The following is a 24,958-nucleotide window of genomic DNA, read 5'->3' as shown; positions in this document are numbered from 1 at the left end:
AATTTACTCTTGGGTTGAAGTTGAGCCGGTCGCCGGCAATGAGCCGCCCTCTTCGGCAAGAACATCGGCAACCATCTGTTTGAGTTCGTCGTCAGTAAGCTGGTTGAGCGTTTCCTCGGGCACGCCGGCATTTTTCAGAAGCTCGCGGATCTCATCGGCCGGAAGCTGGAGCATAAGATCGGCCTTTTCGCTTTCCGTCAAATTCACTTCTTCGGTTTCTCCGGCCGCGGTCGAGGTGCCGCCGGTCTGGTCAATATAGCATTCCTGGCCCTCGGGACAGTTTGGGTCTTTACCGGCAGTGATTTCCGCGGAATCGCTCATACCGTCGGAATCAGTATCCGGAAGATACGGACTCGTATTGTGGACATAGAGCTCGTCAAAGTCGCTTAAGCCATCGCTATCGCTGTCCTTGCCGCGCAATTCCTCAAGCTGCAGTGAATTATCAAACAGAGCGCGCGTATCCTCACTTGGCGTCTGGACAAACGGTGAAAAAATCGTATTTTTCATCTGCCATGAAGCCAAAATTACGATACACAAAGTCGCGGCGCTTAATACAAATAAGCTCCACTTCTCGCCTCTGGAGAGCTTTCGAGTTTGGCTATCCATTTTTCGGCTTAAACATTCTTATTCCTCGCGATTATTATACCAAGAATGCGCGTGAATTGAAAACCCATTAACCCCAGGCAGGATGAGGGCAAGGCCGAGGAGCAAAATTCCGCTGTAGCTGGACCAAAAATAGTGGTCAAACAGGCTGATTATGCCGGCGGCCGCAAGCAGGGAAAGGCAAAGCAGATTTTTTCGGCAAAATTTCAAAAACATGGCGGCCAGGGCGGCAAGAATTATTACCCCCGGAATTCCGAGTTCGGCCAATGCCAGAAGATAAAGATTGTGGGCCGGCTGATAGGCATAGCCCGCCAAATTGGGAAACTTTTGCATGAGCCAAACCGTGTAATTTCCCGGGCCGAGGCCCAGAAGATGGGATTTCGCGGCTTCAAGCGCGAGTCCGGCCTGCGCTCCCCGCTCGGCAATTGACTGGGCTTCAAGCCGGCCGGCGGCCGCGAGCCGCGAGCCCAGGAGATCGGGCGCGAGCGCGGCGTTCGCGAGAAAAACCGACGAAATTAAAACAAATATCACGATGAATTTTTTCTGTGTATCTCTTACGCCGCGCGAACCTAGAATAAGAACCGCAAAACCGAAGGCGAGTCCAAGCCAGGCAGAGCGCGAAAAGCTCCAGACCAGGGCCTGCGACATTACGAGGACGGGCAGGACAAGCCAGAGCGCCACTCGTCCGGAAACGCGGCTGATATAATGCGCGGCCGCGATCAGGCAAAAAACCAGAAATCCGCCGAGCATGTTGGGATGCGGCAAACTGCCGTAGGCGCGCAGAAACCGGCCGGCCGCGCTTTCCACCACGGCCGGACCAAGCTCCCAGGGCGCGTGCGAGGCGAGTCCGAGCCATTTATCGGCCGGAGAATACTGAAATCCGAACTGCGCGATCGCGAGCCCGGCCTGAACCGCGCCGGAGGCAATCAGCGCGGACAAAAATAAACTTAAATTTGGTTTGATAATTTTTATGATAAACCAAAGCGCAACAATCTGGCTAAAACGCAAAACATAATAAAATCCGACCAACCGGTCATCCACCCAAATCAAAGTCGCCCCGGCCCACAGAAAAAAAATCAAAATTAAAATATAATTCAATCCAAATTTTTGAGATTTGAGATTTTGCACCAGAGGCGCATCCGCCTCGGGCAGAGAGATTTGGGATTTAGCCAAAAATGCCGCAATGACGGCAAGGGCTATAAAAATAATATCACCCGCATAAAGGCTAACCCGCCCATATTCCCACGCCGCTCCGCCGATTATCGGATCAACGATAATCCACCGCGTCTGCCACGGTATGAGAAAAACCCAGAACCAGAGGAGATATTTTGCGATGCGTTGTAACATATTATTTCTTACCTAACCCCTGCCCTAACCGACGACGTAAAATCCCTCTCTGCCTCTCCCTTTACAACCTGCCTGCCGGCAGGCAGGAGGGAGAGAACCCTTTAAGAACGTCTTGACCAGTGCCCTGGGGTTCGGGGGCGCAACTGAGCGTGGATTAAATCGGTAAATCATTACCTATATTCGAGAGCGAATTTGCGCCCCCGAAACTTTTGCATACTTTTGGTTACAAAAGTATGTCCTGCTGAAAGCAAACAAGAGTGATGCTAGAAAACGATTATAATTGCCCAACACATTGTAGGAAGGGCTTTATACTGTATCAATAATTTTCGCAACTCGTTTCTGGTAGCATTTTTCATATTCACTTCGGCGGTCATTAAGGTGGAATTTGAGAACAGTGTCGGAAATTATAACGTCCGTGTGATGCCGCGCCGCCGCCTCCTTGAGCGCGGCTGGCATCACAAAAAGCTGAATCGCTTTTAAGATGCGTCCGCCGAAACACGGAAGGCGCGAGGCCGGGCGCCGCTCCCCGCGCGCGCTCATCTCGGGCGGGAAAAAATTCGGCAAATATTTATTTATCCATTTATTTTTTTCAAAAAAATTCGCAAACACTTCCGGACCGGAGACGGGCATGAGCGTCGCGAGCCAGTATATATAATAAATATCCTGCTCCATTTTCCACGGCAGAATATCAAGATGATTTTCATCAACCAGAAAACTCAAACAGAATTTATCGCGCATGCTTCCCGGCCGGGGACGTCCGCCGAAAAAATAAAGCGGCAGAATGGCCCAGAACCGTGCGCTCCAGACCGCATGCGGACGCGCGATGATGAATAAATCAATATCCGATTCGGGCCGTGAGTGTTTTATGGCAAGAGTGTTAGCCACCGCGACTCCGGAGACCGCGCCGAGCCGGTTGAGATATTTTGCGTATGGCCGGAGGCGGATTAATTTTTTTTCGGCAATTGCGTTCCGCTCGCGGCGCAGTTCAACCGAATCCTGCTTGCCGGCCAAAAAATAAAAACCCCGGAAAAAACCGATTTTGGCTTTTAGTTCCGGATTTCCCAGGGCTTCAATAATTTGATTCAGGGAAATTTTTTGCTCACCCGGCGCGTACAGATACCGCCAGATTTCCAATGAAGTGAGCGGATAATCAAAAATGTCAAAAAACGCCAGTGTTTTCAAGATTGCTTGAAAAATTTTCGAGGAATCATTTTGCACAGAGTTTTTTGTTTCGCGAAGCAAAACATCAGTCGGGACTATTTGTTTATTTTCTGATTCTGCACTTCTTTTATTATTTTGTCCACCAGCGCGTTCAGATCCCATGTATTACTGCAGTACAGGGTACGGCCTATGCGCGCGACAATTTTTTTGTGTTCTGGATATCCAAGTGATTTTATTTTAAAACGGCTAAGCCACGCCGGTGAGTTCTGAACGACGGTATTAAAAATTTCTGAGATATGCCAGACAATAAAATTATTTCCGGAACCACGATATTTTGGATAATGAGCGTAAAAATAGTCATAAAACATAAAATGGAGTAGTTCATGCGCAATCACAACTGAAATATACCCGGGGGTACGATGGCGAAATGGAATCTGGAATGTTTTGTCTTCCAGAAAACGCGGATACATGCCCCAGATCGTGCCTAAGGCGACATATTTACCCCGCGGCCACTTGCGTCCGCTGAAGAGTTCGTCAACGAGTGAAAAATAATCCAAAGCAATTTTTTCCCAACGTTTTTTGTGCTGGGCCAAGGCACGATTCATATTTATCTGTTCACCACGATATGTTTCATCAATAAAATTGCTCAATACTTTTTCATTTTTGATTTTGAAATGTTTATCTTTATCAAAATATATTTTTAGACGGGGATATTTTTTGAATACTGCCCAATTCAAATTTCTGCCATTATCATATTCGGCATCTTTCGTGAAGGCGCGTAAAGTTTCAAAATCTTTTTTTGCGCTTTTGCGAAAAGTAATGTGAGGATAGTTCATATAAAAAATTAGGGAAGATAAGCGTTTCTCATCTTCCCTATTGTAGCAAATATTTTGAGCATTCTCAACCCCCTGATAGCCGCTAGCCGTCGAGCTTTGCGTACGCATCCCAGACCAACCATTCAAGTATTTGCTTACTATGATGGCAAGCGCGTTCGTCGAGATTATACCGACTACCGGTTTTAAGCTCGGCACTCGCGGGACACCCGCCGCCGCAGATGCTAATGGCTAAACAATCCCTGCACTGTGGCATGAAAAACGGTGAACGATCGCGCCAGTCCGCGAAGAGCGCCTCAAGGAGATCGTGATGTTCCACGTCGTACACAGAGCGCGGAAAGTAAGTTCTTGGCTTGACGAAGTCCTGACAGACGCCAATGCGTCCATCCGGAGCGACGACGAGCTGTCGGCCTACCACGCCGCAATCTGCGTACATCGGTTCTTGATCCACGAATGCACGAACTTTACGCATCACCCGCTCCTCGTAGAGTCCGGCCTCACGAAACCGTTTAAAGAATTTTATCTGGCACTCTACGGCCGCGTGATAATAATCGTCAGGCAATATCAGATTGGGCGAAAAATGAAGTAAATTCAGACTAACACCGTCCACCTCGCGAAATTCCCCGTCCGTGAAGAAGGCGACGAATTCATCGAAGCGTTCAATCGCTTGGGGCGTCAAGGTTACCGACAGCCCGATACTCACATTATGACGCTTGAGCAGGCGAAATGCAGAAGTAATGCGTTCCGTAACGCGCACATCTCGGCGTTTTGGAATCCTATAAAAATCGGTAACTGATGCTGGGCCATCAATCGAGAGTCCAACCGTAACGTTGTGTGTCGCGAAGAGCCGTGCGTCCTCCTCTTTGAGAAGTACTCCGTTGGTCACGATTGCGATCTGACAGCTGTCGGACAAAATACCGCGCGACTTGAGTTCGTCAACATAGAACACGGCCTCATATACCGCCTTGCGGTTCGCTAACGGCTCGCCGCCATAAAGATGAATCACCTTCTTTTTTTCCGGGTTGCCGTGTCGTGCCGTCATCCTCGCGAATAGATCGAGCGCCCTGATAACCGTTTCCTTAGTCATCTGCGTCGAATGGAATGGGGCCGTAAGCGACGGCGTTTCTTCGAAGCAATAGGTACATCGCAGGTTGCAACCGTCGGTGACAAGCAAATATAGCAGCTCGAGCGACATCTCCGATCTGAGCCGTTCGCGCGTTCTTGCGAATACCAACTCATCGGTAGTCTGATTTTCAACTAATAATCCCTGGGCTGTAAGAATTTCTATGAGCCCCACCTCACCAACATTATCTGATGAGGGCAGTGCTTCCATAAAAGCGCGCAGTTCCTCGGTTGAAATGTACACTACTCCAAGAGTCAGTGCGTTCACCAGCGCCGAAACGCCATCTTGATGCAACGTGTGGCACCATCGGGAAAGTTGCATAGCATTTTCTCCTTCTCTATAAAAATGCGGGGGTGGGAAGAGTTACTTTCCACACCCCCCACTGCAATTGCGGCTACGTGCAGCGCGTGCACGATGTGTAGCAAACGCAGTCAGCGACGTCGCGACCAGGTTTGGGAATATTTCCCAGAACCTTCGCGCGATCATCGGCCTTGAGCACGACTGGCTTGGTGTTTTTCCGCGGCTTTTTCACTTTTTCCTCCTTTCTCGCCTACAGTCTTCTGCTGCTTTTTGGGCCGAAAATTCACCATGAATTTTCGTTTAACTTCATTGACCCAAAGCAGCAATGCAAGAGAAGTAGGACTTGAGGCTAGATGTTAAGGACCTATGATCATCATAGTGCTATCCCCAATTTTGTCAATAGATTAATACGAAATAAATCTTTTAATTTTTCCGGCCAAAAAACCCGGGGAAACCGACTTCGGTTTTATTCCCGGGCTCTCAACGCCAGTGTTTTCGAGATGGCTTGAAAAATTTTTTCGGTTTAATTTTGCACGCTGATTTTTATCTCAACTTCAATGTAGGCTCAACGATTTCTCGTACTTTTTCGCACCCGATCGGTCGTCCCGAACCGTCATCAAATCCGCTTCCGCATGAATTTACAAAAAGAAGCCAATTTTCGCTGAGCATGGTGGGATAAGCATCGCCACCTGCGGCGCATATATCAAAATCTTTTTTGAACTGATCAAGGGAAGCGTATCCCGCTTCATTAGGCAACAGGGTAATGACGAAAGTGTCAGGCTCCTGGCTCGCATCAGAATATTTAAGGTTGTAAATATGCTTTGTCGCACCCGCAGCGACGAACTTTAAAATCAATTCATCAAAATAATCGGGGTCGTGTTGAGAACCACATTCCCCTGCCATCCCCTCCAATTGCTCGACTGTGTAATCAAACAATACTGCATTTTTCGAAACTGAAACCGGAAGGCCGGCCGTTGAATACAAGAGTGGATCGGGCAGCTCCTCCCCAGCCGGTGCTGCTGTGTTTCCTAATCCTGCCGTTGACTGAGTTGCTTGATTTTTTTGCCAGAAATAATAACCACCCCCGATAATAATTGCGGCGATCAATGCGACGATGATAATTTTTAAGACTTGATTCATAAAATTTTAATTAAGAATTATTTAAATTTTGTGAGCTTGAAATCCGACTCTGGGTGGCGGGCGCGCTTTCGGCCGTGACGCGCGACGCGACTTCGCTCCGAAGCGCGTTTTTTTCGGTGACCAGGGCGTCGGGAACGATCAAACGTTCGTCATTGATTGACACGACCTGCTCACGGCTGATCAGGAGTTCCCCATTCATCAATCCCTTGATTATTCCGCGGCTTTTAACGCGGTAGGTTTTAATGTCCTGGCCGTCGCTCGATAAATCAAAACCACTCATCCGGCCGAGCCGTTCGCCGCTCTGGGTTTCAACCGGTAAATTTTTTAATTTTTCCCACGGGATAATCATACGGTCGGGGTTGGATTAGCCGGCGGCGGAATCGCGGCCGCGGTTTTTTTCTTGCCAAAAGTCAGATACTGCTGGCCGATGGTGAGAAGATTATTGATAAACCAGTAAAGCGCAAGGCCGCCGGGAAGAGACACGCCGATCACCACCGTCATGATGGGCATGAAATAAACCATTTGCTTGTTCATGGTAGCGAGCAGGTTCTCGTCAATGGCTCCGGTTTTTTTGCGAATTGACTTAGGCGGCTGGCGCACGCTCATCATCCGGGCTTGCCAGAATTGAGCGATGCCGGCAAGCACGGCGAGAAAAATACTCGGCACGGCCAAGTCAATTTCTCCCAAAAACATTGAACTGATGTGGCCGGGATTCGGCACCCAGGCGTAAAGCAGGTCAAGATGCGTCGAGCTCAAACCGTCGCGCATGACGCGGTAAAGGGCGTAAATAATCGGCAACTGAATAATGAGTGGCAGACACGAAGAAAACGGACTCACCTTTTGGCTAGAATACATCTCCATCATGGCCTTGGCCATCTCATCTTTTTTGTCTTTATATTTCTCTTTGATCTCGTCAATCTTGGGCTGAAGCTCGGTCATGGCTTTTTGCGATTTTATTGACTGGCGGGACAAGGGGTAGAGAATAACCTTGATGGCGAGCGTGAGCACGATTATCACGAGCCCGATGTCGTGGCCCGGAATAAAATCGTAAATCAAAACCAAAAGATTAAATATTGGCTGATAAAGGATGGTCTGAAAAATTTCCATAAAATTTTCTGGTTATTCTTTGCCTTCTTTTTTATCTTCTTTTTTCTCTTTTTTCACTTTCTTCTTTTTTGGTTCTTTCTTTTTCTTGGATTCAACCGGGGCAATTTCCTCGGCGGGTTTGACCTCTGCGACCGGCGCGGCTTCTTCGGCCGGCTTTTCGGCTTCAGCCGCGATTTCGCCTTTTTCCGAATCCGCAATCACGCCACCACCTTCTTCGGCAACATTAATCTTCCAGCTGGTGAGGCGCGCGGCCAGGCGCACATTTTGTCCGCCGCGGCCGATGGCGAGCGAAAGCTGATCCGGTGCCACGGACACAAGCGCGCTGTGCCCTTCTTGATCCAAAGTAACCCGGGCGGTCTTGGCCGGTGAAAGCGAATTCATGATAAATGTTTCGGCATCTTCTTTCCATTCAATGATATCAATCTTTTCTCCGCCGAGTTCGCTGATAATTGTCTGGATACGGGTGCCGCGCTGACCGATGCAGGAGCCGATTGGATCAACATTTTCTTCGCGCGTGGTTACCGCGACTTTGGTGCGCGATCCGGCTTCGCGGGCGATAGCTTTAATCTCAACCGCGCCGGAGGCAATCTCCGGAATTTCTAGTTCAAAGAGGCGCCGTACCATCTCGGGATGCGAACGCGAAAGAAGTATCTCCGGACCCTTGGTGGTCATTTCAACTTTGGCGACAAAAACCTTAATGCGCTCGCCCGGGCGATAAAATTCACTGGGCACCTGATCTTCGGGCCTCATGATGCCTGAGATACGGCCGAGATCAATAAGCACGATGCGGCCTTCGCGGCGCTGGACAACTGCGTTGATGACTTCACCTTCGCGATCTTTATACTCTTTATAAACATTTTCACGCTCGGCTTCGCGCAATTTTTGCGTGATGACCTGTTTCGCGGTCTGCGCGGCCATGCGGCCGAATTCTCCCGGAACCTCAAGCTCAACGCGTATCTCGTCCCCGATTTTCGCGTCGGCTTTAATATCCTTGGCGTCGGAAATCATAATCTGGGTCTTGGGATTGAATTTCGCTTCCTCGCCTTCCGCCACTTCGCCCTCTTTGGGCTCAACGGGCTTTTCTTTTTCCTCTTCTTTTTCTTTGACCTCTTTGCCCTTTGGCTCTTCGGCCGCTTCGGCTTCGCCTTCTTCAAGTTCCTCGATTTCCTGATCCTCCACCACTTCTTTAACGTCAAAAACCTTGATCCCGGCGGTTTCGGGATCAAAATTAACGCGGATATTCTGCATTTTATTGCCGAAATCCTTGCGGTACGCGGCGCCCATGGCCGCCTCAATTGTCTCAAGCACGGCTTCGTAGGAAATGTTTTTTTCCTCACAAATCTGCTTGATCGCCTGGGTGATTGCTGATGGCATATTTTTAGGTATAAGTATTACTAAGTTTTATCTAATTATAGCAAGCAATTTACTTTCTGTTTAGGCATAAGACCCTTCACTTCGCTCAGGGTGAAATCGTTGAAAAATCAACGATTTCATATTCTTGGTAAAAAATTAACTAGTCTATTGAGACTAGTCTGCGTTGAGTATAGCATGCGGCAAAAATAGACGCAAGGCCCATAGAAATTCAAAATTATAGCTCCAACTTAGAAAAATGCCTGATATCTTTAATCCCGTACGATGGCGTTCCGATAATCGCCACGATATCGATTTGCCAGATTGATTTTAAATTATGCTCGTATGAATATGCCTCGCAGGCGGCGACGAGATGATTAAGCTTTGACCGGGTGACTGCCTCTTCCGGATATCCAAATTCCGTATCGGCGCGAGCCTTGACTTCGATGAAAGCATAAACCTCATTTCCCTTATCATTGAATTTCATGACCAAGTCAATCTCCCCGAGTTCACAGCGCCAGTTTTGCTCAACCAGGGTATATCCTTTTTTAACTAAAAAAGCGGCCGCAATGTCCTCCCCCCATTCGCCGAGCCGCTTGATCATATTTTTGATGTGGTTTTTATAATCAACCAACACTCTCTTGCGGAAGATAAGGGATCCCTCCCCTCGACTTCGCTCGGGGTCGGGATGAGAATGTTGAATAGTTATTCAACATTCTCACTTTTTCCCGGGCAGATATTTTTCCAGCCGCTCTTTTTCTTTTATCCTGGATTTTTCCGCCGGAATGGTTTTAACGAAAAACATGATTATAAAGATCATCCAAATGACCGCCCAAACCGCCCAGCCCGCAAACCAAATTCTCATGGAAAGAATCGGCACCTGTTCAAAACTAAAAAAGAAAATCATCAGGCCGGCCACGCCCATAGTGAGGCACCACGATGAAACTTTTTGAAACCCTTTGGCAACCCACGGATCTTCTTCTTTTTTCTTTTTTATAATTATGGAAATGACAACCGAGAGCGCGACCAGCCCGGCAAAGACATAAAAAAATACCTGCTGGGCGGCCGGCTCAAGCGCCGGCGGCCGGCGGTCAAACCAATACGAAATTTTTAATAAAGGGCTGATATCAAACATATTGGATGTTATTTATTTTATAGTAAATTTTTACCAATGCGTAGAATCGGGAATCAGGGACGTGCGATGCGCGATATTCTTAATTCATGATTCCTGATTCATGATTCATTTTACAAATACTAAGCCGTAATGATATTTGCCGGCTTCAAATTCTTTTTCCAGCCTCATCCCGGCCTTAGAAAATACGTTCTTTGCTTCTTCGGGCGAAATGCGATCATTCACGGACGGGCCAAACGGCGCCTGCGTCATCTTCCAGTCTGCGACAATGAGCCGGCCGCCAGGAACCATCAGGCGGATGATTTCGCGCGCCAGTTCGCTTTTGTTTTTTGCCAAAAAAAGATTATTGACAAGAAGAACGAGGTCAAGACTCGCCGCCGGGATACGAGTCGCGCCGAACATTTCAATATCCGACCACACGGTTTTGACATTCTCGGCACCCTCAAGCCGCGTGCGGCTTTCAACGCCATCAAGCGCTCCTTTTTGAATATCAACCGCGTAGACGATTCCGTCTTTTCCCACAAGTTCGGACGCGGCAAACACGAAATGGCCGGTGCTGCCGCAACCTAAATCCGCAACCTTCATGCCCTGGCGAATCGCACCCTGGGCAAGAAGAGTGGCGGCGTTAATAAGTTCGCTGGTTGATGGGATGATTGACATATCTATAAAAAAATTATTTTTTTCCAAGTAATGATCCGAAAATCCAAGTAATAATTCCCTGCCACATATTGGTGACAACCATAAATCCGATGATGCAGAATACGATGCCCAGAACTTTGTAAAAAAATCGCGTACCGCCGAATTTGGCGTCCGCCCAGGCAATTGGTCCGAAGATGCCGTAAAAGGTTTCGGTTTTAATGACCATAAAAGCACCGACCAGGATAATGACGATTCCGATGATTATCTGTGCAATCATAAAATTCTACGGTTATTATATAATTTTTGCGTAAAATGGGCAAGCGCCGGCTGAATAAAAAAAGGCTCCGACACGAGGTCGGAGCGCAGCGGCTAATCGAAAGAAGCAGAGAGAGAACTATGAAGCTGCTGGGATCGGTGCCGGAGATATTGGCGCAGGGCGCGCGAAGATGAATCCAACTCATAGAACCTGGAGCAGGCAATACTTGCTTTGCGGTGTCGGTTGCTCTCGCCGCAGAAAACAAGTATGAAAGTCCGGTCATCCATCTCGCGTACCGTCCGGAGCCGCACCGCACTCAAGACCTGCTTGAATGGCTGTCGGTAGAGGACGACGGATGGAATATGGACGCGCTCGGAAATTTCCGTAGTTGCGAGAAAAATCGACTCCGACGATTCCCGCGCTAGATATTCGCAAGCGCTTTCAAAGAGGCCGACGAGCTTTGGCATGAACCGAGAACGCCAAGGCTCCTTGGTGAAGATCCAGTCCGGCAAACCGCACAGATCGTCAACCGACTCGACGCGCTCAAAACGACCCTCCAATTCAAGTATCTGTTCGGCGCGTTGGCGTGCGGCGATATCCTGAAGATCCGGGCAGATTTTCGGAAACAGCATATTGAACTGCTTCCAGATCTGCCGATCCCGGTCGCGCGGCGGAAAGGGCATAGCGTCCTTGCGCGCGCGGATAATCTTCAGAATGTCTGCGGACTTGAAGCGGAGATACCAGCACCTTTCAAGAACGACATCCGTGTCGCCGTTCCAGGTCTCGTATTCGCGAACAAACGGCATCCGGGACATGGCTTCCTCCAGGTGAAGGAAGATTTTCCATTGCCGTTCGGATACGTAACTCGCGCGATCCCCGTCTTGAAACTTAAAGTGCTCCTTGACGTAGGAAAGCGTTTCGCGAATCAGAAACGGATTGATTTGCTTCGGCTTGTGAAAAGCCCGACTTCTAAACCTGTATACGTCGCTGACGGTAGTCGGCTGTATCAGCAAAGCCGAGGGGGAGAACCCGCCCTTGCTCTTAAGGCGGGCGGCAATTGCCGTTCGGCGCAGTTCGAACATACCGATCGCGAACTGGATAATAAAGTCAACCGAAGGAAAAAGCCGCATGATCGTCACGCCCTTTTCCACGGAATCAAGAGGATAAACCGTGTAATAGGAATATCCGTAAAGATCCGGATTGAATATCGGCGGAACCTTGGCGGCAATAAATTGCTCGGCGCGGGATTTCACAAACCCCAGTTCGCCGCGAGTGAGCAGCTCGTGACCATTGATCATCCGGCGCATCCGATCGAGATGATCGGCAAAGATGTAACCGGGATACTCGCGCATTAGATTATGGCTGATTGAACAAAGCTCGGCATATTCCTTCTCGGCGACCAGCGTGTAAAAAGCCCTGGTTTCGCAGTAGACTTTCCTCACGCCGAGCTCGCGGAGCGCCTCTTCGGGCGTTGTGGCAATGCCGCCATGCCTCTTTGCCAAATCAAAAGCGCTTTCGGAAACAGGATATTTGGGAAGCCGACCAGTACGCTCGTTCTCATGCGTCATATCGTTAGCGTTCATGTTCTTTACCTCCTTAAAATATTTTAAAGTACAAGATATTTGGTTATACGCCGAAAGAATAAAAAAGTCAAGGCTTTCAACCTTAAAAATACCATAAAAATAAAAGCCGATCTTTTTTTGATCGGCAAGGATTGGCGATTGCCTATGAAAGAGCGTCTACGCTTATTGCTCGGCCATTAGAAGAAAATCTCCCATCCTCTCGGAATCTCGGTTGCCTCCGCAACCTGAGGATTCTCAAGACCTGAATTATAGTCATCGACCAGCTCGTTCAGCTCTTTCAGGAGTTCTTCCTTGCTCAAGCTATGATTGAGCTCGCTCTCGCGATATTCGACACTTACTCCATCGAGAGAGGTCAATCTCTTGAGTCTTCTCTTATCCATTGTGCGAACCTCCTTGTTGTTGCTATCAGTATACCAATAATGAACGGCGAGGTGAATAAAAAAAACGGCAACGAAACAGAGTTTCGCTGCCAGCGAGAGGCGGCTATGAAACCATCCGCTTGATTGACGCGAGCCGGTCGGTAAGCAGTTGCGTAACGGATTGAACGAGAGGCCTGAGCCGGCGGCTGTGCTTTGGATCGCGGAGCCTGTGCAGCGCAGCAACCTCAATCTGATACACGCGTTCACGAGAGATGGAAAATTCGCGGCCGATTCTATCGAGCGTCATGGCCTTTCCATCCATGCCATAGTGCTTGCGGATCACGCTCCGTTCCTGCTCGGAAAGTTCGTTCAGAACCCGGTCGACCAGCTGAAACGCGGCTTCATCCCATACCGGACGGACTTCGGAGCGCTGATCGGCGGTAAAACGCCGTATCACATCAGTGATAAGTTTTTCGTATGAAACCGGCGCGCTGATTGTACCAGTGGCGACGGCGACAAGATAGCTCTGCCAGAAATCCTTCATGGCGCAGCCTTCGGGATCCGCTGGCTTGAGCCAGTCGTTAAGCACTTTTTCGAGGAGCTTGGCGTAACCGGCGCGTTCCGGTGGGTAGCCGGGGGCCAAAATCTCGTCCATGGCGAGCGTCGCTCCGCCGAGCGCGATCTTGACTTCCGAAATGCGAAGCCAGCGCTCGAGCGTCTTGGCAGCTGCCGGATCCATCTTCGGCGGCGGACCGGGTAGTGACGATTCATAGCAAAACGCGGCATATTGCGCGAATGCGTTGCGGTAAATAAAACGCCTTTCCCTGAGACGCTCGGCAGACTTTCCCGCTTCGCCGAGCGCTTTCCGGTCGTTTATTACCTCTCTCATCCCTTCTTCCTCCTTCCTGACGATTATAATCAACTTTTCAATGCATTAAAACAGAAAACCCGGCCAGTGTCAATGTTTGCCTGAAAAAAATCCGGCCAGCTATACATCCTCCAATGCAAGATGACCGGTGAGACAGCGGGGATAAACCCGCGTTTATGAAACCCTCCTCGCTTTCAGACATATACTGAGGCGCACTTCGGATGGAATCGCGACCGCATAACTGGGCATCTCGTCATCCGGATCCAGCCGCTCCAAGCGCACCCTGCCCACGGCGTTCTTGCCGCGCCGATGCACGAGGCGATCAAGAAACCCTCTGGCAATGTTCCCGGCTTGCCGATCACCCTTGGCCGTAAAATCATAAATGCGCTGGCACGAGGCCACGCATTTCCGGCCACTCGTCACTTTATCGTACTCACGTTTCAGTAATTCGTAGCGCAAAGAATATTCTCTCATCCGCTTGCTCCTTTTTCAAAGTCCATTCTTCAATACCGCCCCTTCGACAAAATTCAGGGATGGCCTCAAAAAATGTCCCGAACCGAAGTTCGGGAAAGAAAGAACGATTATTCGCGGCGATTCATGAATCCACGCTACGTTTCCGTATCCGGGGCGCCGGAAAGTTCTGAGATAATTGAGTTAAGCTTGGTGCGCATACCGAGATCGTCGTCGAAAAGCCCCGCCTCTCTAAGACTCTGCAGACGGCGGAGAATATTCGGCACTTCTTCCGACGGAAGGGTCATGCTCACGAGAATATTGAATAACCCTTCTCTTTCCTTTGCGCGTGCGTAATTCATCATTGCCGCGATATCACTTTGAGGTTTCTTGGGCTCCAGCGCGCGGCGATGAACTCCGGATTGATAGTCTTCGATTTTCTTCAGAATCAGCTCATGGGCCGGGAGCTTTTTCATGGCTGCGTTCATCTGCTTTTCCTCCAGACCGGAATTTAGCCTGCCCGCCTCTGGCGGGGAAACCTGCCGAGAACATCCCGGCAACACAATATAATCACATATTTTACCGAGATTGTCAATTGCCGACCGACGGAGCAAATAAAAAAACCTTGCCTTAAACAAAGTTTATTTGGTGGGCGCGAAGGGACTCGAACCCCTGACCCTCTCGGTGTAAACGAGATGCTCTAACCAGCTGAGCTACGCGCCCCCTACTCTTTATATATAATCGCGCTCACCGGGCAGGAAGCCGCGGCCTGGTCAATATGGTCGGCGTGTTTTGCGAGATCGACGTCCGGAATTATTTCCGACTTGCCGTCGGCTCCCAGACGGAAAACATCCTTGCAAATTGACGTGCAAAGCCCGCAACCGATGCAGAGCTCTTTGTCTATTTTGAGTTCCATATGTCTGTTTATAAATCGCTATACTTTAAAAAATGATTATGCCGAATGGGCAGCGGGAATTAGGAATCATGAATCAGGAATCAGGGTCTTGCTTATTCCTAATTCATACGTCTGGTGCTGCGGAGAGGACTTGAACCTCCACGGGGTTGCCCCCACTAGCACCTCAAGCCTGCCTGCCGGCAGGCAGGCTAGCGCGTTTTTTAAAATTACTCTTTATCCACTCTTTACCGCAGCCAGACTTTAAATATTTTTCATGCTGCCTTGCCCCTGCTCTCGTATTATACTCTTCTTTGTACAGCAGTTTAAATGGACGATAGGGCGCTGTGGTTTTATTTTTACCGCCCTGATGCTGTCGGAGTCGGCGGCTCAAGTTATTTGTAATGCCAATATAAATATAGTTTCTATTCAAACTATCAATTGCATAAACACAAAACATTTTAGTTTGGTGCCGGGAGGGAGATTCGAACTCCCACAGGGTTGCCCCCGCTAGCACCTCAAGCTAGTGTGTCTACCATTCCACCATCCCGGCGTTTAATAAGTTTTTAAAGTAAAATATTTTTTTAAAAAAGCCGACCCTTGCCGACAATCCACCGCGCGCGGCGCGGGGCAAATTTAATTTTGAAATTATTGCCGTTGATGCGTTCGTGATCAATGAAGATGGAAAATTGTTCGCGGGTTTTTATTTCCACGCTCTTGAGTTTCAGATTTGTAATCTGTTCCTTGTTCTTTCCGAGCTTCGCGTGTATCACGATATCCAGAAGTCCGTCTTCCGGATTGCCGAATGCGGTTTCTTTTTTATCAATGATTCCCCAATTTCGGATTTCGATGTCGCCGCGACTCGAGGGCGATATCGCGTAATTACCTTCGCAACGCAGGGCAATGGTCGTATCTGGAATCACAACGCGCGAGAGAAAACAGCGGTCATTGACTTTTGCGATATCCAGTTCTTTGACCATGCGCGCGGAAATCACATCGCAGGCGGCGATGCCTTCGGGCATGCCGAGAATCTTCGCCATACTGTTTCCTTCTTCACCGAGCGGAATGATTCCGAATGTCGCTTTAACTTCGGGCAAAATTTTTACGATTTTGTTGACGGTCTCGTCGTTGCCAATAAAAATCACGGTCTTGGCTCCACGACGAATTTCATCGCGAACCAGTTCGCACGCATCTTTAAATAAGGCAAGTCGCCCTATCTTCCCAGAAATGCCGAGATCGGTCAAGCGACTCTCGATCTGAAATAAATCCTTTTCATACCGGCGAGCCTGAACGAACTCGTCATAAACATAATAATACATATTTTAAAGTTCCGTATCCTCGCTTGAAGTGATTTCTTTTTCAATATCCCGAGCTCCTTTTTTGCCGCGCGCCATCGGAGCCACGGCTGGCATTTCGGTTCCCATGCTTATCTTACCGTTGATTACGGCGCCGGGAGTAACCGAGAGTATCTTGGTTTCGATATCGCCGTTCACTTTGGCGCTCGCCAGGAGTTCAATCTTTTCCGAAATCTTCATGTTGCCGTTCACCTCTCCGGCAATTACCGCGTTCTGGCCCTTGACGTCGGCATTAATCCTCGCCGATTCGCCGACCCGAAGATCGTTCGTGGTGGTGAGCGTACCGTTCACTTCGCCTTCAACGACGACATTTCCCTCGCTCTTAAAATCGCCTTCAAGCTTCACGCCCTGGGCAATAATTGTTTCACCCCCTCCAAAATCGCCTTCTTTTTTAAACATATGTTTTTTTATTACTGTTAAGTGTAATTAATTTTAGCAGAAATTCCGTAATTGTCAAACCCGCCCTGGCTTATTCGTATCTCTCAATATATTACATTTGATCAAGGGTTTCAATGTTCAAAATTTCAAGCCCGTTCTCCATCACCCGCTTCACCGCGCCGGAGAGGGCGAGCCGCCAGGAACGCTCGGGTTCGGCGGCCTTGAGGATATTGATTTGATGATAAAATTCGGCAAATTTCTGGGAAAGATCAAAAAGATACTGCACCAGATGCGCCGGCTCGGCCGAACGCGCGGCCTCGTCAATCACCCGCGGAAAATCCATAACTTTGAGCAGCAGCTCTTTTTCCAGAAGCGCGATTTTTAATTTATTCCATGGAATTTTTTTTGATTTTCCGGATTTTGCGAAAATGCTGTTGATTCTCGCGACCGAATATAAAAGATACGGGCCAGTGAATCCTTCAAACGCGAGCGCGGACGCGGGGTCAATAACGATTTCTTTTTCGCGCGAGGTTTTGAGCATTTCGAACTTGATGGCCGCGAGCGCGATGGCGCGGGCGGCATTTGATATTTTTTTCTTACTCCATTTTTTATGGCGCTCGGCGGTTGATTTTTCGGCCATGGCACAGAGCAGCGCGTAGAGGTCCGTGAAACTCGGCACTTCGCCGCGGCGCGAAGAAATTACGCCCTCCGGAGTCGCGACAAAGGCATAGGCAAGATGGCGCATGACTGATTTTATTCCCATGATCTCCAGGGTTTTAAAAAGCTGCTTGAAATAAAGGAGTTGGCGCGCATCCACGACATACCAGCTTTCGTCAATTTTATATTTATTAAATTTCTTCTGCGCGAGCGCGAGATCTTTCGTTGCGTAAAGCGCAGTGCCGTCCGAGCGGATAATGAGAAACGCGCCGAGATTGTATTTTTCCAGATTCACGATTACCGCGCCCTGGCTCCGCTCGGCAATGCCGCGGCGGAGAAGGTCGGCAACGATTTTTTTGCCCGGCTCTTCTTCCTCGGACTCAAAAAAGCAAACATCAAAATCAATGCCCAGGATTTTGTAGATATTTTTAAATTCCGCCAGGCTCCAGGCGCGGGTCCGCTTCCAGATGCGTGCGAGCTTGGGGTCGCCGGATTCAAGCCGCTGCAAAATTTCGGCAATCTGCTTTTTATTTTCTTCGCTCTCTTCGGCGCGGGACGAAGCTTCCTGATAAATTTTACTCAAAAATTTGGCGCGATCGCGGCCCGGAGTCTCGCCGGAGTGAAACTTGGTATAGGCCCAGATCCATTTTGCCACATGCGCGCCGGTATCGCCGATGTAGTTCGCCGGAATCACTTTAAAGCCGGCGGCGCGGAGGATATTCACAATACTCTGGCCCAAAATAGCGTTCCGCGCGTGGCCGATGTGAAATTCTTTGTGCGTGTTGGGCTGGGAAAATTCAAGCATGATGCGCCGGCCGCGGCCGGACTTCGACATACCGAATTTTTTATCTACAAGTTCAATGTTGTGCGCGAGAAAATTGGCATTAATGAAAAAATTGATGTATGAAACTTTTATTTCAAAGCGCTCCACCCCAGCCGGCAATTTGAGGCTTTGGATTTTCTTAAAAATCGCGGCAGTTTCCTCGCCCGAGGCTTTCGCGAGCTCAAAAACCGGCAATGCCAAATCCCCCCACGCGGGGTTGGGCGGCGCGGACCAGCGGAATTCAAAATCTGCCGCTAATCCGAGAAGCGCGCTGATATTTTTTTCCAGATTTTTCTTTAATTTTTCCATAAATCTTGCCATTGCGGATTGAGAGTTTTTATTAAAAATTCTTTTTTATCCCGCCGCCATCTCTTCAATTGCTTTTCTCTCAATACGGCGTCGGATATGTTGTCCATCTCTTCAAAGTAAACCAGCCGGTGGCATTGATATTTTTTCGTGAATCCTTCCACCGAATCGTTCTTATGCTCATAGACGCGGCGCTCCAGATCGTTCGTCACTCCGATATACAGTGTTCCGCTTAGACTCGCCATGATGTAGACGTAGAATATGCGCCGTGGATTCATATTTCGTTGTTTTTGCTTTCTTTCCTATCGTCATTCCGAGCGAAGCGAATCTCGATCGCAATCGGGATGAGCGGAGCCGAGGAATCTCTTTAAATCAGTTTCTCTTGTGAGTAGAAAGGGATCCCTCCGCTCCGCCCCTCGACGCGGCTCGGGGCTCCGGTCGGGATGACGGTGAAAATTTTATGCCACTTCGCTCGGCGGATAGAGGCGCTGAATCTGCGGGCGGCCGGGCTTGCGCTTGAGATCCATTACGGATTTGATTTCAAATGCGATTTGCCCGACGCGCTCTAGATATTTATCTTCTTCGGCCGGATCGTCAGGCGCGGGCAATTCGCCGGTGATAACAACATCTGCTTTTTTGCCTTCGGCGCTGGGCTTCAGAGTGAGATCAAGAGTGATGATGCGGCCGTCATAATCAACAAAGGCGTCGGTCCCGTGCAGCCAGTCCAGCGGACTGTTCACCGCGGTATAGAGTTTTAATTTATCGGCGTCTTTTTCGCCGAGATTCATGAGATCGATCAGCGACTCTTTGAGATCGCGCAAAAGCGGCGCCCGGGGATTGGCCGGATCAACGCGATGGCGTTCCGGATCGCTTTTATCAATGGGCTGGAATTTTTTTGCCACTTCAAGCGCGTCCCGAAAGGTCATGAAATATTCAAACTTGGGATTTTTCGACGGCTGCTTCCGTTTCGCAATCTCTTCGTGCAGTTTCTCGTCGTTCAAATCAATCGCGCCAAAATAATCGGCTTCGTATTGACGGCCGGTATAAATTTCCCGCGGCGTAATCATTCTTTCCCGCCCCATATTTTTATTGTTTAATAATTTTTACGAAAAATCTTTTTCCCTTCTGGATGACGATGCCCTTGGCGGTGGGCATTATTTCCGTATCCCAGCCTTCAAGCACGTGGCCGTCGGCTTTGACGCCGCCCTGCTCAATGAGCCGGCGCGCGTCGCCGCGGCTTGCCGCAAGCCCGGTATCAACGAGCGCGTCAATAATATTCATTTTGGCTTTGCCGGTTTTGAATTCTTTAATATCTTCCGGCGTTTCTTTTTCCTGGAATAATTTCTTGAAACTCTCTTCGGCGCGGCGCGCCACGGATTCGTTATTGTAAATTTTCACGATTTCAAACGCAAGCCGCATCTTGGCGTCGCGCGGGTTGGCGCCGGATTTGAGGCCCGCGGAAATTTTATTTATCTCTTCCATGGCGAGATCGGTGCAAAGCTCAAACATCTTCATGATGACGTCATCGCCCAGGGCCATAATTTTTCCGTAAAGATCTTCGGGCCGGTCGGCGATAGCTATGACATTGCCCTCGGTCTTGCCGATTTTGCGGCCCGAGGAATCCGCGAGGAGCGGCGTGGTCAGCACGAATTTTTGTTTTTTCTTGAGAGACGACATAAGATCGCGGCCGACGAGCATGTTGAATGTCTGGTCCGAACCGCCGATTTCCATGTCCACATCCATGGCGACCGAATCATAGCCCTGCATCAGTGGATATAAAAATTCATGCAGGCCGATGGGCTGGCCCTGGCTGACGCGCTTTTCAAACATGTCGCGCTCAATCATCTGCTGAACCGTCACGTGGCTCGCGAGTTCCAGGATGTCTTTGAATTTAAGACGGCCGAGCCACTTGCTGTTGCGCATAATTTTCACCGGATTTTTTCCGGAAAAATTTAAAATGCGGGAGATCTGCTTTTTGTAGTCTTTTTCATTTTTGCGGATTTCCGCGGGCGAGAGAACCCTGCGCGTGGAAAATTTGCCGGTCGGATCGCCGATCGTGGCGGTAAAATCACCGATGAGCAGAATAATTTCATGCCCCAGCTCCTGGAATTCGCGCAGCTTGCGGAGAAAAAGCGCGTGCCCGAGGTGGATCTCGGCGCCGGTCGGATCAATTCCGGTGTAGATGCGGAGTCTTCGACCCGACATCAGGGCTTTTTCCAAAGCTTCGCGCGAGGGATAGATGTTTTCAACGCCGCGCGACAGAACGCTCTGAATATTTTTTTTGTCGATGATTGTTTTCATAATTTATAGGGCTTTAATTTGCTGGTTTAATTTTTCTAATCTTGCCTCAGCGGCAATCGCGTTTGCTTTATGAAGTTCCACAATATTTTTTGGAGCCTTAGACAAATATTCCGGATTATCTAGATTGATACGCATGCTCCTAATATACCTCTGTAAATTTTCGGCTTCCATTTTTAGACGAGCGAGCTCTTTTTCCAAATCAATCACTCCCCCGACCGGCATGAATACTTCCACCCTGCCGACGACCAGCGCGAGGCACTGCCCGGGTTTTTTTATTTTCTTTTTGATTTCAATTTTTTCGGCGCGCGCGAGCGCGGCAATCACCGCGGCGTGTTCGGTGAAAAGTTTTTCATCGGCGCCGGCGGAAATCAGCAGGTTGATTTTTTTAGCAGGATCGATTTTGTAGGCCGCGCGCAGATTGCGCACCCGGGTAACAAGCTCCTGAATTTTTCCGAATTCATTTTCCCTCTTTTTATCGATTAATTTCTTCTCGTCTTTGGGCCAGTCGTGAATCATGAGAAGGTCTTTGCCGGAAATCTGCGACCAGATGTGCTCGGTGACAAACGGCATGAACGGATGCCAGAGCGCGAGCAGGCGCTCAAGGATAAACATGAGAATTTCGTCTTTCTTGTTTTCAATTTTTGAAATTTCCAGATACCAGTCGGCAAAATCCCCCCAGGTAAAATCCCGGAGCAATTCGCCGGCCGCGGAAAGCTGATAATCTTCAATCAATTCTTCAACCCGCTCTTTAACGCGGGCAAACCGCGAAAGTATCCAGGCGTCGGCGAGAGTTTTTGCCTTCGGCGGCTTGGGCTGGAGCTTGGCCGCGCCCGCGGAAGTCAGGACATAGCGCGAAATATTCCAAAGCTTGTTCGCAAAATTGCGGAAGCCGGCGATTTTTTCTTCGCTCATCTTCATGTCATTGCCCGGCGAAGCGCCGATTAATAGACTCAAGCGCACCGCGTCGGTGCCGAATTTTTCCGCGACTTCAACCGGATCGATCTGGTTGCCCAGGGATTTACTCATTTTGCGGCCGAGTTCGTCGCGCACCAGGCCGTGGAGATAAACTTTGGAAAACGGAATTTCATCAAGAACGTAGGTGGTCATGAGAATCATGCGCGCCACCCAGAAAAATATGATGTCATAGCCGGTCTCCATCAGATCGGTTGGATGATAATTTTTCAAATCAGCGTTTTCTTCGGGCCAGCCGAGCGTGGAAAAAGTCCAGAGCCCGGACGAAAACCAGGTATCAAGCGTGTCCGGATCCTGCTGAATATCTGACCCTCCACAATACGGGCATACCTTCGGTTCATCGATAGATACCATCACCCCTTTTTCCTTACCGGTCGGATACATTTGGCTCAAGGACTTTATCATTTCATGTGTCCTATCTACTTTTTTGCTTGTACATGATATGCAATACCAAACCGGAATGCGATGGCCGAACCAGATCTGGCGCGAGATACACCAGTCGCGCAAATTATCCATCCAGTGAAAATATATTTTTTCAAAACGATCCGGAATTATTTTGATGTCGCCTTCGCGCACCGCCTCGGCGGCGAGCTGTTTTAACGACTTGCCGCGGCGCGGAATTTTTTTATTCACATCAACAAACCACTGAAGCGACGGCAGGGGCTCAATCGGCGTTTCACAGCGATAACAGACCGAGAGACTTATGGGATAATCTTCGATTTTGCTCAAGAGCTTCGCCGCAACGAGATCATCAATGAATTTTTCCCGGCATTCGGCGGACGCAAGCCCGGCATACGGCCCGGCCTCGCTGGTCATGCGGCCGTCGGTGCCGATAACGCGCACGAGTGGGAGTTTGTGGCGCCCGGCCATGGCGAAATCATCCTGGCTATGCGCCGGCGTCACGCCGACCACGCCGGTGCCGAAAGCGGGGTCAACCGCCGGATCGGCGATGACTTTGACTTTGATCTTTATTTTTCCGAGCGGCACCTCTATTTCTTTGCCGTGATATTTTCTATAACGCTCATCATCCGGATGGACGGCGGCGGCCGTGTCGCCGATTTTGGTTTCCGGCCGCGTAGTTGCCACCACGAGCGGGCCGTATTTGATGAAATAAAGCTTGCCCTCGGTCTCCCGGTGCTCCACTTCGTCGTCCGAAAGAGTTGAGCCGCAGCGCGGACACCAGTTCACGATGCGCTCGCCGCGATAAATCAGCCCGTCGTCGTACATTTTTTTAAAAACCGTGCGCACGGCGCGGGTACGCGCCTCATCCAGGGTGTAGGTCATGCGCGACCAGTCCAGGCTTGAACCCATTTTTTTAATCTGCGAGATGATGGCGGCGCGGGTGGTTTCCACATACGCCGCGACTTCCTGCAAAAATTTTTTCCGGCCCAGGTCGTGGCGGGAGAGTTTTTTTTCTTTGAGCAGGATTTTTTCAACCTTTGCCTGGGTCGCGATGGCGGCGTGGTCAACGCCCGGAAGCCAGAGCGTTTTGTAGCCGCGCATTCTCTTGTAGCGGACCACGAGATCCTCAATCGCGAGCATGGCGGCATGGCCCATGTGCAAAATGCCGGTGACATTGGGCGGCGGCAGGACAATGCTGAATTTGGCGGTCCGCTTGCCCGGAAGGCCTGCCTTGCCGGAGCTCTTGAGCGGAGGAAGGTTGTCGGGATTAAAAAAACCGCTCTTTTCCCAGCGTTTATAAATCTCGGCCTCGCATTTCTGCGGTTCGTAGGCCTTGGCGAGTTCAGGTTTCATAGATGAGACTATTTTATCTAAAATTCAGCATAACTTCAAGCCGGCTGTCGCCAGCTCCCCAATCCCCTTGACGGATTAGTGATTCGGGATTACTATATATTGATTTAGCAAAAAACAAATGGCCCTCAATCAAATACAACAGGTTTATGAGGCAATCCAGCGCAGCAAGCGGCCGCTTATCGTGGCGCGGCGCGCCTGGGAGCCTGACACCCTGACCGCCGGTCTTGGGATTTTTAAGCTGGCCGAGAAGCTCGAAAAACAGCCGGATTTTTTGCTTGAAGACTATTCCGCGCGGCCGAATCTCCGGTTCCTGCCGCATCTTGATGTCGTAAAACCGGGCCTGGAGAATATGAATAAGTTTGTCATCAAGCTGGACACGTCCCGCACCAAATTTCAGGACCTGAGCTATGATCTCAAGGGCGATATTCTGGAAATTTATCTTGCGCCCCAGGGGGGCACCTGGTCGGAACGCGACATCAAAACCCAGACCACGGAATATAAATACGATCTGGTCATCAGCGTGGATACGCCGGACCTTGAATCAATCGGAAAAACATACGACAACCATTCCGACTTTTTTTACCGCACGCCGATTATCAACATCGATTCCAATCCGGCGAACGAGCATTACGGCCAGATCAACCATGTTGACATCACCGCGACCTCGGCCTCGGAAGTGGTTTTTGGAATTTATGACAATATCAACCGGAATTTTATAGATGAAGATATGGCCACCCTGCTGCTTGCCGGCATGATCGCCAAGACCCGCAGCTTCCGGGCGCCGAATGTCACGCCGCAGACGCTCGCCACGGCAAGCCAGCTTACCGCTCTGGGCGCGCGGCGCGAAGAGATTATCCATAATCTTTACCGCACCCGCACCATCCCGACGCTCAAACTCTGGGGACGCGCCTTGGCCCGTTTGCGGGCCGACGAATCGCTCGGGCTTGTCTGGACCATGCTGACGCGCGACGACTTTTCGCTTTCCGGCGCCGGCGCGGCGGATCTTGACGATATTGTAAGCGAACTGATTGTCAATTCTCCCCGCGCGGCGGTTGTGCTTATTTTATACGAACATGAAAATCACGTGTGCGGCGTCCTGCACGCGGAAAAACCGCACAATGCCGCCGAGCTCGCGCGTCCCTACGGCAGCCGGGGCACAAACTTGCGCGCCGATTTTACGATTCCCGAACCCGGGCTCACCCAGGCGGAAGAAAAAATTATCGGGCATCTAAAAAACCAGCTCGCAATGGCTGGAAAATAAAAAATTT

28 protein-coding genes, 3 tRNA genes and 1 pseudogene are annotated in these 24,958 nt (G+C 49.7%); 1 reads left to right on the top strand and 31 read right to left on the bottom strand.

Going from position 1 to position 24,958, the window contains the following annotated elements; all coding sequences use genetic code 11:
• Positions 1-3 precede the first annotated feature (3 nt).
• The 31 genes and pseudogenes from PHW53_02325 to PHW53_02175 all read right to left on the bottom strand — a co-directional run bounded on the left by PHW53_02325 (position 4) and on the right by PHW53_02175 (position 23,690).
• Complete coding sequence (locus PHW53_02325) at positions 4-507, bottom strand: hypothetical protein (protein ID MDD4995274.1); 504 nt, start codon at positions 505-507, stop codon at positions 4-6.
• A 117-nt stretch (positions 508-624) separates the two neighbouring features.
• Complete coding sequence (locus PHW53_02320; GenBank protein MDD4995273.1) at positions 625-1,950, bottom strand: O-antigen ligase family protein; 1,326 nt, start codon at positions 1,948-1,950, stop codon at positions 625-627.
• Between the two features lie 306 nt (positions 1,951-2,256).
• A complete protein-coding gene (locus PHW53_02315; GenBank protein MDD4995272.1) occupies positions 2,257-3,168 on the bottom strand; it encodes a hypothetical protein in 912 nt (303 codons plus the stop codon).
• Between the two features lie 38 nt (positions 3,169-3,206).
• Complete coding sequence (locus PHW53_02310; GenBank protein MDD4995271.1) at positions 3,207-3,947, bottom strand: hypothetical protein; 741 nt, start codon at positions 3,945-3,947, stop codon at positions 3,207-3,209.
• 82 nt (positions 3,948-4,029) lie between these two features.
• The gene (locus tag PHW53_02305) at positions 4,030-5,388 is read right to left on the bottom strand and encodes a radical SAM protein (GenBank protein ID MDD4995270.1); all 1,359 of its coding nucleotides are present in this window, start codon (positions 5,386-5,388) and stop codon (positions 4,030-4,032) included.
• 73 nt (positions 5,389-5,461) lie between these two features.
• Positions 5,462-5,599 (bottom strand): hypothetical protein, encoded by a 138-nt coding sequence (locus PHW53_02300; protein ID MDD4995269.1) that lies wholly within the window; start codon positions 5,597-5,599, stop codon positions 5,462-5,464.
• 311 nt (positions 5,600-5,910) lie between these two features.
• The gene (locus PHW53_02295; GenBank protein MDD4995268.1) at positions 5,911-6,507 is read right to left on the bottom strand and encodes a hypothetical protein; all 597 of its coding nucleotides are present in this window, start codon (positions 6,505-6,507) and stop codon (positions 5,911-5,913) included.
• A gap of 10 nt (positions 6,508-6,517) precedes the next feature.
• Entirely contained in the window at positions 6,518-6,856 is a 339-nt protein-coding gene (locus tag PHW53_02290; GenBank protein MDD4995267.1) for a PRC-barrel domain-containing protein, read from the bottom strand.
• Positions 6,853-7,614 carry a YidC/Oxa1 family membrane protein insertase gene (locus tag PHW53_02285; GenBank protein MDD4995266.1) on the bottom strand — a complete coding sequence of 254 codons (762 nt, stop codon included), beginning with the start codon at positions 7,612-7,614 and terminating at the stop codon, positions 6,853-6,855. The genes PHW53_02290 and PHW53_02285 overlap by 4 nt, the downstream gene beginning before the upstream one ends.
• A gap of 12 nt (positions 7,615-7,626) precedes the next feature.
• Positions 7,627-8,988, bottom strand: a complete 1,362-nt coding sequence (gene nusA / locus PHW53_02280) for a transcription termination factor NusA (GenBank protein MDD4995265.1) — start codon at positions 8,986-8,988, stop codon at positions 7,627-7,629.
• 214 nt (positions 8,989-9,202) lie between these two features.
• Positions 9,203-9,568, bottom strand: a complete 366-nt coding sequence (locus PHW53_02275; protein ID MDD4995264.1) for a YraN family protein — start codon at positions 9,566-9,568, stop codon at positions 9,203-9,205.
• A 114-nt stretch (positions 9,569-9,682) separates the two neighbouring features.
• Positions 9,683-10,099, bottom strand: a complete 417-nt coding sequence (locus tag PHW53_02270; protein ID MDD4995263.1) for a hypothetical protein — start codon at positions 10,097-10,099, stop codon at positions 9,683-9,685.
• Between the two features lie 105 nt (positions 10,100-10,204).
• Positions 10,205-10,756 carry a methyltransferase domain-containing protein gene (locus tag PHW53_02265; GenBank protein MDD4995262.1) on the bottom strand — a complete coding sequence of 184 codons (552 nt, stop codon included), beginning with the start codon at positions 10,754-10,756 and terminating at the stop codon, positions 10,205-10,207.
• A 13-nt stretch (positions 10,757-10,769) separates the two neighbouring features.
• On the bottom strand, positions 10,770-11,012 hold the full coding sequence (locus PHW53_02260) for a hypothetical protein (protein MDD4995261.1): 243 nt from the start codon (positions 11,010-11,012) through the stop codon (positions 10,770-10,772).
• A 92-nt stretch (positions 11,013-11,104) separates the two neighbouring features.
• Complete coding sequence (locus tag PHW53_02255) at positions 11,105-12,574, bottom strand: hypothetical protein (GenBank protein MDD4995260.1); 1,470 nt, start codon at positions 12,572-12,574, stop codon at positions 11,105-11,107.
• A gap of 176 nt (positions 12,575-12,750) precedes the next feature.
• Positions 12,751-12,954 (bottom strand): hypothetical protein, encoded by a 204-nt coding sequence (locus PHW53_02250; GenBank protein ID MDD4995259.1) that lies wholly within the window; start codon positions 12,952-12,954, stop codon positions 12,751-12,753.
• Positions 12,955-13,057: 103 nt separating this feature from the next.
• A complete protein-coding gene (locus PHW53_02245) occupies positions 13,058-13,822 on the bottom strand; it encodes a sigma factor-like helix-turn-helix DNA-binding protein (GenBank protein MDD4995258.1) in 765 nt (254 codons plus the stop codon).
• A 153-nt stretch (positions 13,823-13,975) separates the two neighbouring features.
• Positions 13,976-14,275, bottom strand: coding sequence for a hypothetical protein (locus PHW53_02240; GenBank protein ID MDD4995257.1), 300 nt, complete (start codon positions 14,273-14,275; stop codon positions 13,976-13,978).
• A 134-nt stretch (positions 14,276-14,409) separates the two neighbouring features.
• Positions 14,410-14,889: a hypothetical protein gene (locus PHW53_02235; protein MDD4995256.1), complete on the bottom strand. Its 480-nt coding sequence runs from the start codon at positions 14,887-14,889 to the stop codon at positions 14,410-14,412.
• 8 nt (positions 14,890-14,897) lie between these two features.
• Positions 14,898-14,974: transfer RNA gene (locus PHW53_02230), tRNA-Val, on the bottom strand.
• Between the two features lies 1 nt (position 14,975).
• Positions 14,976-15,167, bottom strand: coding sequence for a ferredoxin (locus PHW53_02225; GenBank protein MDD4995255.1), 192 nt, complete (start codon positions 15,165-15,167; stop codon positions 14,976-14,978).
• A 112-nt stretch (positions 15,168-15,279) separates the two neighbouring features.
• A tRNA-OTHER gene (locus PHW53_02220) sits at positions 15,280-15,401 on the bottom strand.
• Positions 15,379-15,603, bottom strand: a pseudogene (locus PHW53_02215) (GIY-YIG nuclease family protein). Before PHW53_02215 ends, PHW53_02220 begins: the two are co-directional and overlap by 23 nt.
• A gap of 7 nt (positions 15,604-15,610) precedes the next feature.
• A tRNA-Leu gene (locus PHW53_02210) sits at positions 15,611-15,696 on the bottom strand.
• 31 nt (positions 15,697-15,727) lie between these two features.
• Entirely contained in the window at positions 15,728-16,462 is a 735-nt protein-coding gene (locus PHW53_02205; protein MDD4995254.1) for a diacylglycerol kinase family protein, read from the bottom strand.
• A gap of 3 nt (positions 16,463-16,465) precedes the next feature.
• Positions 16,466-16,897 (bottom strand): polymer-forming cytoskeletal protein, encoded by a 432-nt coding sequence (locus PHW53_02200; protein MDD4995253.1) that lies wholly within the window; start codon positions 16,895-16,897, stop codon positions 16,466-16,468.
• Positions 16,898-16,988: 91 nt separating this feature from the next.
• Entirely contained in the window at positions 16,989-18,665 is a 1,677-nt protein-coding gene (gene argS, locus PHW53_02195) for an arginine--tRNA ligase (GenBank protein MDD4995252.1), read from the bottom strand.
• Positions 18,653-18,940: a GIY-YIG nuclease family protein gene (locus PHW53_02190; GenBank protein MDD4995251.1), complete on the bottom strand. Its 288-nt coding sequence runs from the start codon at positions 18,938-18,940 to the stop codon at positions 18,653-18,655. The genes argS and PHW53_02190 overlap by 13 nt, the downstream gene beginning before the upstream one ends.
• A 180-nt stretch (positions 18,941-19,120) precedes the next feature.
• Positions 19,121-19,744: a hypothetical protein gene (locus PHW53_02185; GenBank protein MDD4995250.1), complete on the bottom strand. Its 624-nt coding sequence runs from the start codon at positions 19,742-19,744 to the stop codon at positions 19,121-19,123.
• 4 nt (positions 19,745-19,748) lie between these two features.
• Positions 19,749-20,963, bottom strand: coding sequence for a tyrosine--tRNA ligase (gene tyrS / locus PHW53_02180; protein MDD4995249.1), 1,215 nt, complete (start codon positions 20,961-20,963; stop codon positions 19,749-19,751).
• A gap of 3 nt (positions 20,964-20,966) precedes the next feature.
• Complete coding sequence (locus PHW53_02175; protein MDD4995248.1) at positions 20,967-23,690, bottom strand: valine--tRNA ligase; 2,724 nt, start codon at positions 23,688-23,690, stop codon at positions 20,967-20,969.
• Positions 23,691-23,808: 118 nt separating this feature from the next.
• Here PHW53_02175 and PHW53_02170 point away from each other — a divergent pair, with 118 nt between their 5' ends.
• On the top strand, positions 23,809-24,951 hold the full coding sequence (locus tag PHW53_02170; protein MDD4995247.1) for a hypothetical protein: 1,143 nt from the start codon (positions 23,809-23,811) through the stop codon (positions 24,949-24,951).
• Positions 24,952-24,958 lie beyond the last annotated feature (7 nt).

Source organism: Patescibacteria group bacterium, assembly GCA_028710985.1.
Lineage (GTDB): Bacteria > Patescibacteriota > Patescibacteriia > JAHJFT01 > JAHJFT01 > JAQTTB01.
This window is presented reverse-complemented; position numbering and strand designations above follow the sequence as displayed.